At 38.6% G+C, this 12,883-nt stretch carries 10 protein-coding genes; 2 read left to right on the forward strand and 8 right to left on the reverse strand.

Going from position 1 to position 12,883, the window contains the following annotated elements; translation table 11 throughout:
* Positions 1-35: 35 nt before the first annotated feature.
* The 8 genes from AC3A54_RS09210 to hemE all read right to left on the reverse strand — a co-directional run bounded on the left by AC3A54_RS09210 (position 36) and on the right by hemE (position 10,492).
* Entirely contained in the window at positions 36-812 is a 777-nt protein-coding gene (locus AC3A54_RS09210; protein ID WP_487654222.1) for an enoyl-CoA hydratase-related protein, read from the reverse strand.
* A 75-nt stretch (positions 813-887) separates the two neighbouring features.
* Positions 888-2,450 (reverse strand): fatty acid--CoA ligase family protein, encoded by a 1,563-nt coding sequence (locus tag AC3A54_RS09215; protein WP_487654223.1) that lies wholly within the window; start codon positions 2,448-2,450, stop codon positions 888-890.
* Positions 2,451-2,617: 167 nt separating this feature from the next.
* Positions 2,618-3,607: a lipoate--protein ligase gene (gene lplA, locus AC3A54_RS09220; protein ID WP_487654224.1), complete on the reverse strand. Its 990-nt coding sequence runs from the start codon at positions 3,605-3,607 to the stop codon at positions 2,618-2,620.
* Between the two features lie 16 nt (positions 3,608-3,623).
* Positions 3,624-4,358 (reverse strand): MBL fold metallo-hydrolase, encoded by a 735-nt coding sequence (locus AC3A54_RS09225; RefSeq protein WP_487654225.1) that lies wholly within the window; start codon positions 4,356-4,358, stop codon positions 3,624-3,626.
* A 103-nt stretch (positions 4,359-4,461) separates the two neighbouring features.
* The gene (locus tag AC3A54_RS09230; RefSeq protein WP_487654226.1) at positions 4,462-6,615 is read right to left on the reverse strand and encodes a YhgE/Pip family protein; all 2,154 of its coding nucleotides are present in this window, start codon (positions 6,613-6,615) and stop codon (positions 4,462-4,464) included.
* 237 nt (positions 6,616-6,852) lie between these two features.
* The gene (gene hemY, locus AC3A54_RS09235) at positions 6,853-8,295 is read right to left on the reverse strand and encodes a protoporphyrinogen oxidase (RefSeq protein ID WP_487654227.1); all 1,443 of its coding nucleotides are present in this window, start codon (positions 8,293-8,295) and stop codon (positions 6,853-6,855) included.
* A 36-nt stretch (positions 8,296-8,331) separates the two neighbouring features.
* Entirely contained in the window at positions 8,332-9,264 is a 933-nt protein-coding gene (gene hemH / locus AC3A54_RS09240; protein WP_487654228.1) for a ferrochelatase, read from the reverse strand.
* Positions 9,265-9,445: 181 nt separating this feature from the next.
* Positions 9,446-10,492 carry a uroporphyrinogen decarboxylase gene (gene hemE, locus AC3A54_RS09245; RefSeq protein WP_487654229.1) on the reverse strand — a complete coding sequence of 349 codons (1,047 nt, stop codon included), beginning with the start codon at positions 10,490-10,492 and terminating at the stop codon, positions 9,446-9,448.
* 338 nt (positions 10,493-10,830) lie between these two features.
* Between hemE and AC3A54_RS09250 the strand changes: the two genes are divergently transcribed.
* Positions 10,831-11,325 carry an antibiotic biosynthesis monooxygenase family protein gene (locus tag AC3A54_RS09250; RefSeq protein ID WP_487654230.1) on the forward strand — a complete coding sequence of 165 codons (495 nt, stop codon included), beginning with the start codon at positions 10,831-10,833 and terminating at the stop codon, positions 11,323-11,325.
* Positions 11,326-11,477: 152 nt separating this feature from the next.
* The gene (locus AC3A54_RS09255) at positions 11,478-12,875 is read left to right on the forward strand and encodes a hypothetical protein (protein WP_487654231.1); all 1,398 of its coding nucleotides are present in this window, start codon (positions 11,478-11,480) and stop codon (positions 12,873-12,875) included.
* Positions 12,876-12,883 lie beyond the last annotated feature (8 nt).

Genomic DNA, 12,883 nt, shown 5'->3' on the forward strand with positions numbered 1-12,883 from the left:
TAAAATAAAAACAAAAAACATGGCGGAGGCCATGTTTATTTTCCTTTAAAAACTGGTTTTCTTTTTTCTGCAAAGGCTTGCAATGCTTCCACCCGATCTTCAGTTGGTAGCGTTACCTCATAAGCCTTCCGTTCAATTTGAAGACCTGTATGTAAATCTGTATTCATTCCATTTTTTATCGCAAACTTTGCCTGCTGTAATGCGACGGGGCCATTTGCAAGCAATTGTTCGCAAAAAGCAAAGCACTCATTCAATAAGTTTTTCCGCACAACAACCCTTGTCAGCACCCCAGCACTCAATGCCTCATCAGCCGTCATTCTACGGGCAGTTAGGATAAGTTCTAAAGCTTTGGCCTGACCGATTAAGCGTGGGAGCCGCTGTGTTCCACCAGCGCCAGGGATGATAGCCAAACCTGTCTCAGTTAGTCCCATTAACGCTTCTTTGGCAGCTAAGCGAAAATCACAAGCTAGCGCAAGCTCCATCCCCCCGCCAAAGGCAAAACCGTTTATCGCTGCAATAGTAGGCTGTGGTAGCTGATCGATTGCATTAAACACCTCATTGATTTTAAATAAATTTCGTTTCACTTGCGCATCCGTTAAAGTCTTGCGCTCTTTTAAATCTGCACCCACACTAAAAGACTTTTCCCCCGCTCCAATAAAGATTACAACCCGAACATCGGGATGAATCCGAATCTCTTCGACCTTTTGCTGTAATTCTAACAGTGTCTCATAATTAAACGCATTCAGTGATTCCTCACGATTAATAGTTACTATTGCAAGGTGATTAGATATTTGTAGTAAAATTTGTTCCATCAAAACTCCCCCTTTATATAAATCAATTCGAAAAAGACAGGCTAAATGCCTGCCTTTCATAGAAAAAATTTTAACTTACTTTCCAACGGATTGTGTAACTTGCGTTCTTAATGCTCGTCTTAATATTTTCCCGGTTGTGTTTTTCGGGAGTTCTTCTAAAAACTCAATCGACGATGGAACTTTATATTTTGCTAGGTGTTCTTTACAATATGCAAGTACTTGAGCAGCTGTCAAATCTGGATTTTTGCTGACAACATACGCACTCACTGCCTCACCCTGGTTTGGATCAGGAATTCCAAGAACAGCTACTTCGACGACATCAGGATGGTCATAGATTACTTCTTCTACTTCACGTGGATAAACATTATAACCGCCAACAATAATTAGATCCTTTTTCCGGTCAACAATATAAAAGTATCCGTCTTCATCCATTTTTGCAATATCACCTGTATAAAGCCAACCATTTCGAATAGCAGCCGAAGATTCTTCTGGCATTTTATAATAACCCTTCATTACATTGGGACCTCGAACGATTAACTCGCCTGCTTCACCAACAGGTACATCCTCCCCAAGCTCATTCACAATTTTGTTTTCCACGTGGAGAATGGAGCAACCAATGGAACCAGGCTTGCGCGGACGATCAAGCGGGTTAAAACACGTGACCGGCGATGCTTCGGATAAACCATACCCTTCTGAAATCAATACATTGAACTTCTGTTCAAAATTCTTTAACAAGGCAACTGGAAGGGAGGCTCCACCTGAAATACATAAACGTAAGGATTGTAAGTCATCTGGATTTCCTTCTGGAAATTGATAAAGGAAGTTATACATAGTCGGAACACCGGCAAACACAGTAGCCTCGAAGTCTTTTATTAGCGAAAAGGTTTCTTTAGGACTAAATTTCGGTGCAATCAACAGGGTTGCTCCCGTTAATAACGGGGCATTTAAAGCAACCGTCAAACAAAAGACATGAAACATCGGGAGAACAGTTACCACTCTGTCATCTTGATTCATTTTCAAATAATCCCCAACATCACTGGCATTGCTATACAAATTCTGATGGGTTAACATGGCTCCCTTAGGTTTTCCAGTAGTTCCAGACGTATAAAGAATAATAGCTACATCGTCATCTTGCAGTTCAGGCCCTTGAAATGAACTATCTCCCATTCCCACCACTTCTGTAAACGATTTCATTTTGGGGTAGACTGAAAGAGTTTCAATTTCAGATGTTTCCAGACTATTTGGCTTTGTTTCACAAAATACATAATGCTCTATCTTTGGTAAGAAAGTGTGCATTTTGTCCGCCAATGGGATCGCGAGGTCGAGGGCAACGACTGCTTTTACATCACCATTATTTAAAATGTAGCCAATTTCATCTGCGGTATAAATCGGATTTACGGGAATAACAGTTACCCCTAACCGTAAAGCTCCATAGAGACTAATGACAAAATGCGGTGAGTTGCCTAACAATAGTGCAATGTGGTCGCCTTGTTTTATCCCTAATTTTTCGAGACCTGAGGCAAATTTCGTAATTGCAACATCTAATTCAGCATAGGTACTCGATTGTCCCATAAAATAGTACGCTGGTTTATCAGCATAGACCTTTGCAGTTTCATGAAACTTGGTTGATAAATTCATAGTTTCCCTCCCCATATGAATGAATACTCATTCACTTAATTATAAAAATTTTCTAAATATATTATATTGCTAGAAATTTGAGTATTCAAGTATAATACCTTAAAATCTCACAAAAAAAGAAGCTGATTCAGTTGGTGCCTGTGTACCTTCCTGAGTCAGCTTCCTTATTAATAGATCAAATTAACGAACTCCTCCTTGGTGATGTTTCCAAAGTAGCGGGAAATCTCCAAGTCTGCAAGTGCCTTTTCCAATTCACTTTTTTCATAGCGGAGACCTATTAACCTCGTCTCGATGTCACTAACATCCCCAACGCCGAAAAAGTCACCATAAATTTTACAATTCTCAATTATTCCTTTATTAACCTCCAGGCGTACATCAATCGACCCAACAGGGAACCGATGTGAGTGCTGCAGGTTGAACTTCGGTGACTTCCCATAGTTCCATTCCCAATTTTGGTAGCGTTCCTTCGAAAGCTGATGGATTTTTTCCCAATCCTCTTCCGTCAATACATATTCAGGAATATCCTCTTTTCCTTCAAAAATATGCTTGAGAATGAGAGAACGAAATTCTTGAATATTTATTTTTTCAGGTAGAAACTCAGAGATATTGGCCACGCGGCTGCGAATAGATTTAATTCCCTTTGATTCAATCTTATCCTTTTTCACCTTTAAAGCAGAGACGACATGATCCATTTCTGAGTTGAATAAAAGAGTACCATGGCTGAACATTCTACCTCTGGTTGAAAATTGAGCATTTCCAGAAACCTTTCTTCCTTCCGCAAGTAAATCATTTCGGCCACTTAGTTCCGCGTTGACTCCTAAGCTTTTTAATGCCTCCACAACTGGCTCAGTGAATTTCCGGAAATTATGAAAGCTCTCACCATCGTCCTTTGTGATAAAACTAAAGTTTAAATTACCAAGGTCATGGTACACGGCGCCACCCCCAGATAACCTACGAACGACATGGATCCCATTACTCTCCACGTACTCTGTATTAATTTCTTCAATGGTGTTTTGATTCTTGCCGATAATGATGCTCGGTTCATTTATGTAGAATAATAAATAGGTCTCATTAATATCCAGATTTTTTAGTGCATATTCTTCTATTGCTAAATTAATACGAGGATCTGTGATGCCTTTATTATCGATAAATAACATACTATATTTCCCCTTTTTATAATGAAATAGATTGGAACTCTTCTGCAAGCTTAATTATACCAGTAAATTGTGTAGATGCCTCTTCCATTAACTCAGATAATGTACCGTATTGGGGTAAATGAGTAAGGACCAATTGCTTGACGGATGCCTGTTGAGCCAATTTACCCGCATCTAGACTATTCATATGACCAGCTGGCTTTCCGTTTTGAATTCCGTAGAAATTACACTCACATAACAAGACATCTGCATTTTTGCTAAACTCAATAAATTCTTCTTTAAATGAAGTGTCTGCCGTATATACCAGCGACTTTCCATCGGCTTCAAATTTCATCGCATAGCATGGGACAGGATGGTCTGTCTTTAAGAACGATACAGTAAACGGGCCGATTTCAATAGTACTTGCAGGATCATAAGCAATCCCTTTTGTAATTTGTTTGTATGTTAATTTCGTAAATTCATGTTGATCATAATGGTGACCATATATAGGAAGATTTGGGGATGCCTTCCCTAAAAATCCAAGTATTAATCTTGCATGCTGCAACACACCAATATCCGCAATATGATCAGGATGGTAATGTGAAATAATAACGGCATCCAGGTCTTCTGGTTGAATCACATTCTGCATCTTGGAAAGCACTCCACTTCCACAATCTATTAATAGTCGAAAGCCCTCATGTTCAAGTAGATAGCCTGCACTTGCTCCATTTTGTTTAGGGTATCCACCCCAAAAACCAATGGTTGTTAACTTCATAATGAATCCCTCCGTTTAGAGTACTATTTTTAATATACTCAAAAAAAGTCTAATTTCCTAATGAAGAAGACCAGCCGTAATAATTCGGCTGGTCTCCTTGCTTTTATTCATTTATTGCATGTTTAAATTGGTGTCTAACTCTCATTGTAAAATATGCAATAGTTCCAAGTGCGAATGCAAGTAAGAAACTTAATAAAATCATCGCATTTTCCCACATAAAACTATAATCACCACTAGAAATCACTGCCTTAAAACCAGAAACTGAATAAGTCATTGGTAGGAAAGCATTAAAATGCTGTAAGAAATTAGGAATTAACTCAAGCGGGAAGGTTCCAGCACTTGTAGTCAATTGGAAAATAAGAATAATGATTGCAAGAAAACGTCCTGCATCGGAAAATACCGAAACAAGCAGCTGAATTAATGCAATAAAAGTTAGACTTGTAATGATAGAGAATAAAATAAACTTCGGTACACTTTGAACATCAAGGCCTAATCCAAGTAGAAGGATCATATCTGCCATTAATGCTTGAATCACGCCTACACCAGCCATAATGGCAAACTTGCCAGCAAACCAATTAAAGCCACTTGATGGAGCAACCGCTGTATCCCTAAGTGGGAAGACAATAGATAGTAATAATGCACCTACAAATAAACCTAATGAAAGGAAGTATGGCGCAAAACCTGTTCCATAGTTAGGGACATGATTCACACTTTCCTTATCTAATTTAACTGGTTTCGCCATCATGTTATAGGTCTTATCATCAGCATGTACTTTCGATGCCTCCTGAGCACCGTCAGCGAGCTTATCTGCCAGTTCTTTAGCCCCATCAGATAATTTAGTTGAACCATCTTTTAATTGGTTTGAACCATCTGCTAACTGTCCTGCACCCGAGCTAAGGGCGGTTGAACCAGCAGATAATTGATTCATACCGTTTGAAAGGTCGCTAGTTCCTTTAGATAGTTGTACTGAACCAGTATATAACTGATGAATGCCTTGCTGTAATAATTTTTGATTTGCATTGATGGTACCAATGCCACCAATTAATCGATCAAAATATGGGTCTGTTTGTGTTTTTATTTTTTCATCTAAACCACTGGATGCACTCGTTAATTTGTCATTGATAGCTAATTTAAATTGTTTGAAGCCACCATCTAATTTAGGACTAAGTTGTGATGAGATTTGTTGTTGTAGCTGTTCTTTTGTTGGTGCCTTTTTTTGCTCTTCCACCATAATTGCATTTACAAGTTGTGGAGATACACCATTCGCTATTAATACATTGGCAAGTTCTTGCATTTTTGCCGTTTGTGCTGTAATAGTTTGATCAGCAATCTGTGCTGTCAGGGAAGCTGTTAATTGTGATTCAAATTGATCAATCCCCGTGTTCAGCTCTCCCATACTACCAGCTAATTGTTTTTCAAATGCATCAGCGATTCCAATAGGCAGGTCACTCTTTAATTTCTCAGCACCGGAATTTACATCCTGTGTGCCCTTAATAAGGAGTGGTAAATTAGAATCAGCTTTAGCCAATCCATTTTTTAAATCGCTTGAACCTGTAGCAAGTTTGTTTGTTCCATCATTTGCTGCCATCATTCCATTTTTAAATTCGATTGATTTCTCTGCTAGTGTGCTAAGTCCGTCATTTAACTCTTCAGACCCCTTATTTAGCTTAGTCGAACCATCACTTAATTGACCCGCACCATCACTTGCTTTTTCGACCCCATCGGCAAGTTCACTGATTTTACCAAACATGGTTTCTGCATACGTTTCAGTTACCTGTTCTGACACTGCCGTTTTTATTCTTTCAGCAGCTGTTCCACCAATCTGTGCTGAAAGGAAATTATAGCTTTCATTTGGGGTGTAAATCAGTTCCAACTTTTTTGGTTGCTTATCTAATAAGGTGGTTGCATTTTCAGAGAAGTGTTTAGGAATTTCAATGACCATGTAATACTTTTGGTCCTCTAGCTCTTTATAGGCTTCCTTTTTATCAACCAATTGAAAATCAAATTGTTTGCTCTTCTTTAGTTTGGACGCTAAGTCATACCCAAGCTGCAGGTGTTCCCCATCCAGTACTGTACCTTCATCATTATTGACTACTGCAACCGGTAGCTCATCCAGCTTGTCATATGGGTCCCAAAAAGCCCATAAAAACATACCAGCATACAAGACTGGGACAAACATGACAGCTATAATGGGAACGAGAATTTTTCTATTTTTAAAGATAGATAACAGTTCTTCCTTTAACAAGATGTTTTTCAACCCTGATGCCTCCTTTTTATTCTGACTGTTTTGTTCATTCGGTCATTTTGTTTTTTAAAATAAGGACTATCTATTTAGACAATCCTTTGAAAAAAAGTATTCTTGTAAATCGTTAGTGACCAAATGAACATTTCGGTCATTTAATACTTAAGAAGTATACCTCCATTTTTAAAGGTTTGCAAGCAGAAAATGAAAGTTCTCCTTCGCTATATGAAAATATAGAAAAAGAAGCTGTTGTTATTGAACAGCTTCTTTTAACGGTGTCTTCTTTTTAAAGTATTCTAAAACATTCTGTACAGCCGCCTCACCCTGGTCAATGCAATCTGGAACGCCTACTCCTCCATAGGAAGCACCTGCAAGGAAAACACCAGGCAGCTCCTCTTTAACATGGTCTAGAATGGTAGCAAGCCGTTGTTTATGCCCCACCGTATATTGCGGCATTGAATTCTTCCAACGTGATACAATTGCGAAATCAGGGTTCAATGTAATATCCATCGTTTTCTTTAAATCATCCAAAACAATTTTTATTATTTGGTCATCTGATAAATCGACAATGGTTTCATCACCGGCTCTTCCCACATAGCAGCGTAGGAGAACTTTACCCTTTGGAGTCGAATGGGCCCACTTTTTATGAGTCCACGTACAAGCAGTAATCGAATAATCACTATTTCTTGAGACAACAAATCCGGTTCCATCAATATCCTGCTTGATTGCTTCCGTTGGAAATGCCAACGCAACGGTGGCAACAGATGTAGATGGGACCGATTTAAATGGATCAAAAAAGCGATAATCTGAAAACATCCCTTGCGTTATTTGATGAGGAGTGGCAGCAATAATACTATCTGCCTGAATGGTTTCCCCATTATTAAGATATATCTCATACGTTTGATTGGACTTTGTAATCTTTTCAACACGATGGCCTTTTAAAATAGAATCCGGGTCTAATTTACTTTCAATGGCTTCCGCAAAAGATTGGAGCCCCGTTTTGAAAGTTAAAAAAGCTCCTTTAGTACTCTCTTTACTTTCGGTCTTTTTCGGTTGGGAAGGAGTCGCTTGTTTCATGCCAACGATCAGGCTTCGGTATTTTTGTTCCACCTCATAAAATTGTGGGAAAGTAGACATTAAACTTAATTGATCAATGTCACCCGCATAAATGCCTGATAACAATGGTTCAATTAAATTCTCAACCACTTCATCACCTAATCTTCGTCTAAAAAACTCTCCTAAAGATTGGTCTTTCCCGCTTTCAGAACGAGGTAAAATAAAATCGGCCGCAGCTCTTAATTTACCAGGAATCGAAAATAAGCCTGTTGTTAAAAAGGGGCCTATTTGTGTTGGAATCCCCATGATCGAACCACCGGGCATTGAGTGTAGCTTCTCATTCACTAAAACATATGATTTACCCGTGGAATTATGAACTAATTGATCGTCCATCCCTACTTCTTTAGCAAGTCGGATCATGCTTGTCTTCCTTGCTAAAAATGAATCAGGGCCTCTCTCAATTGTAAAACCGTCTCTAATAACGGTTTGCATTTTGCCTCCGAGACGGTGGGAAGCTTCTATAAGTTTAATTTCAATAGGAAGGCTGTGTTCATGAATCTGTTTTTGAAGATAGAATGCAGCTGTTAAGCCTGCTATTCCTCCTCCAATAATTACAACCTTCTGTTTTTCTTCCGCCACGGACGTCACCTTCTTCCCTTATATTCCCTATTTTTTTTAATAAGACAATCTTTTTAAGATGACGGTAGAAAGGCAATCAATAAATTCTTCCTTTGCGTTTGGCATTTCAGGACGATAATAGCTAACACCCAATTCATCCGTCACTGCTCTACATTCGATATCATTATCAAAAAGAACTTCCAGATGGTCACATACAAATCCAACTGGTGCAAAGACAAATGCTTTATATTGATGCTGCTGATACAAGTCCCTTGTTAAATCTTGTACATCCGGACCGATCCATGGCTCTGGAGTATTTCCTGCACTTTGCCACCCAATGGTATAATTATTAATTCCTGCTTGTTCAGCAATTAAATCAGCCGTTTCTTTTAGCTGCTGCGGGTAAGGATCACCAGATTGTAAGATTTTCTCTGGAAGGCTATGCGCAGAAACAATTAGTATCGCATGATTTTTTTCCTCTTGAGGCATTTGTTCAAAGACCTGTTTCACTTTGTCAGCCCAATAACCAATAAATTTAGGCTCTTCGTACCAGCTTTCAATACTAGTTATTTTAAGTCCGCCTAATTTCTCTGCTTCCTCTACTGCTCGTCCGTTATAGGATTTAACACTAAACGTTGAAAAATGAGGAGCAAGCACAATACTAACTGCCTCTTTAATACCATCTTCGTGCATTTGTTTCACTGCATCTTCGATGAAAGGCTTAATATGCTTTAATCCAAGATACATTTTAAATTCAATGTCATCCTGAATGGTATTTAAATGTTCCTCCAACTTCTCTGCCTGGTCTTGCGTTATTTTAGCGAGTGGAGAAATTCCTCCAATAGCTTCATACCGATTTCTAAGATCTTCAATCATTTCAGGCGATGGCTTCCGTCCATGACGGATATGCGTATAATATCCTTCTAAGTCATCTAATGTATAAGGGGTACCGTATGCCATTACTAGCAGACCCATTTTCTTTTTCGCCATATTCACACCTCATCTTTAAGTCTGTTTCTCATGATCCATTTTTTTATGGAATAGGCCAGTAATAATAATCATTGGGCTATGAAAATTCACCTTGTCATATTAATGGCCCAGTAAAAAAGCAACTCATACTATTGTGCCAAAAAATTGGACGTCTTACCAATTTTAACACTCAAAATGAGTATTAACGACTTAATTTGGATGCTGAATATTCATGAATAAATGAAGCTAGTCTCTTTAATGTTTCAGGATTTACTGACGGGAATACACCATGTCCTAAATTAAAAATATACCCATCCTGTGCCATACCTTGGTCTAGAATAGCTTTTGCTTTTTCCTCAATCACTTCCCAAGGAGCCAATAATATTGCAGGATCAAGATTTCCTTGTACGGTTTTATGAATTCCAAGTTCCCTTGCCTGGCTAATTGGCAATCTCCAATCTAACCCTACTACATCCAGCGGTAGTTCATTCCATTCTAAGGCAAGATGGCTAGCACCTACCCCAAACATGATTAACGGAACATTTTCTTCTTTCAATGAAGAAAAGATACTGTTCATGACAGGCTTGATAAAATAACGGTAATCCTCGACATTTAATGCTCCAACCCAAGAATCAAAAATTTGGATTGCTTTTGCACCTGCCTTTATTTGTGATTTTACATATGTAATAATCATATCGCCCAGCTTATCCATTAAGGCAAACCATGCCTTAGGCTCTGTGTACATGAATGCTTTTGTTTTATTGTAGTTTTTTGATGGTCCCCCTTCAATCATGTAGCTCGCTAGGGTAAATGGTGCTCCTGAAAAACCAATAAGAGGTACAGACAACTGTTCCTGTGTTAATAATTTAATGGTATCTAACACGTATGGAACATCTTCTTCTGGGTTGATTTCTCCCAACTTTTCAACATCTGCTAACGAGCGGATTGGATTATCAATAACTGGGCCAATTCCACCCTTGATTTCTACTTCCATACCGATTGCTGGCAGTGGAGTCATAATATCTTTATATAAAATGGCTGCATCAACGTTATATTGCTCAACAGGTAACCGTGTGACATACGCACATAGTTCAGGCTGGTGAGTAATTTCAAATAAAGAATATTTTTCTTTAATCTCTCTGTACTCAGGTTGTGAACGTCCTGCTTGACGCATATACCATACAGGTACATAGTCTGTTTTCTCACCTCTTGCTGCTTTTAAGAATGTTTCATTAATCTGTCTTGTCATTTTTATTGTCCACCTTTCAAACACATGTCTGTTTTCCATTTTAATATAGTTGGCTTAAATTTAAAAACTTTCTTATCATATTTGAAATGATTGTTATATTTAGACTGTCTTCACTATATCTATTAATCCTATTTGTGTATAGGTAACACTAATAACTGTCAAAAAAAAGTCGTTTTTAGGTTCCGAGAATTGTTAAATTTGATGCTGTGTTAAACTTGCCTGTTGATTTCCGCTCCAATCAACAGGGTGTAAAAATCAACAATGTTCAAATTTAAAGGAGAATACTGACTTAAGGTGGGTATACACTAATTAATGGATACATAAGGAGGAGAAAGTCTATGAATGCCTATATGACTACAGGAACGTTAGATTTTTTAAAAAAGATTGAAGCTAAATACCCTAATGAAATAATGATTACAATGATCAACGAAAACAACGCCCAATTATTTCATGAAACGACTGGTGAAACAGTATTTAATGAACCTCGAAAATTTGAAGAACTACTTTCCATTGGAGAGATACAAAAAGAAGGTTTGGTTGTTTTAAACAATGTACCAGTAACAGATGAAGGAAAGGCAGTATTTGAGCATCAAGTTAAAAATCAAATAATCGCTGTTAAACGTCAACAAGGATTCTTAGCCGTGCGAGTACTACGCCCCCTAACATCTAGTCAGTATGTAATCATGACTGTCTGGAAAGATGAAGCCTCCTACCTATCATGGCAATCTTCTCAAGCTTTTTTTGATGTTAGTAAAATGACAGGAATGGACTCACAGGCAAAGATATTTTCGAGCGCACCTTATGTTAGCAAATATATGATAACGGATAAATAACAAAAACCACTTGAATGGAGTCGAGGCTCCATTCTTTTTTTGTACTAATAAATATTTTCTCCTCTCCTTCACCACTTTTGGCTATTTTCATATTCTGTATTACATCCAACAGGGCTATAGCCCTGTTGGATATAAGAAAGGAGGGAATTTAAATGATCGTCGAACTTACGGCTCTTCATTGGATATATGTGACTTTTATTGTTCTTATTATTGGGTTTATGATAATGAGAAGGGACACGACCATCATTTGTATTGCGGGGATATTTTTAATTGCCCTGGTTGCCACTGGCAGTTTAAGTCATTCAGTGAGTAGTATATTCAACAGTTTTAGTTATGCCATAACTGAATTATTGTCTACGATACTCGTTATTTCTATTATTGTCGCAATGAGCCATACATTAACTGCCACTGGCATTAATGATGTCATGATCTCACCCTTTACAAAATTAATTCGTAACCCTACCCTTGCCTATTGGACGATTGGTATTTTAATGATGGTGATCTCTTGGTTCTTTTGGCCTTCTCCTGCAGTTGCCCTTCTAGGTGCCGTCCTCCTTCCAGTAGCCATTAGAGCAGGATTGCCAGCATTAGGTGTCGCCATGGCAATGAATCTATTTGGTCACGGTATTGCATTGTCTGGGGATTTTGTCATTCAAGCTGCTCCAAAGCTTACGGCAGATGCTGCTGGACTTCCGATACAGGATGTCATTAATGCCAGCATTCCCTTAGTTTTTATAATGGGGCTTGTTACCACCGTTACCGCCTTCTATTTTCTAAGAAGAGATATGAAACGTGGGGTTCTTCAAGTCAATTCATCTGTCTTATCGGATTCAACAGATGAATCCCCTCAGCATAACAACCTCTTATCTTTAGGACAAAAACGTTTCTTTGCCATTTTGGTACCATTGTTATTCGCTACCGACGTCGCTGCCATGACGATTCTAGATTTGACTGGCGGTGATGCTACAGCCTTAATCGGTGGAACCTCCATTCTTATTCTTCTATTAATTACCTTGACTAGTCATAAAAATAAAGGCCTGGAGCAAACCACCCAGTATTTAATTGAAGGGTTCCAATTTGGATTTAAGGTTTTTGGTCCAGTTATCCCAATTGCCGCCTTCTTCTATTTAGGTGACAGCGGTTTCACAAAAATCATTGGAGAATATTTGCCAAAAGCATCTCATGGCATCGTTAATGACTTAGGTGTGGCACTTGCTAGCATTGTTCCGTTAAGCAAAGCAGTTGGCGCCGTCACATTAACGACTGTGGGGGCAATCACTGGATTAGATGGTTCAGGTTTTTCAGGAATCTCCCTTGCTGGTTCTATTGCTAGCCTTTTCGCAACAGCAATTGGAAAAGGGGCTGCTACCCTTACTGCTCTAGGACAAATATCAGCTATTTGGGTCGGTGGTGGAGTTCTCGTACCATGGGCGTTAATTCCAGCGGCAGCAATATGTAAGGTGGACCCTTTTGAACTAGCAAGAAGGAACCTAGTCCCAGTAATAATCGGGCTAGTCGTAACAACCATAGCAGCTATGTTTTTAATATAAAATCAGAA

This window comes from Neobacillus sp. Soil_C_43 (assembly GCF_057656715.1).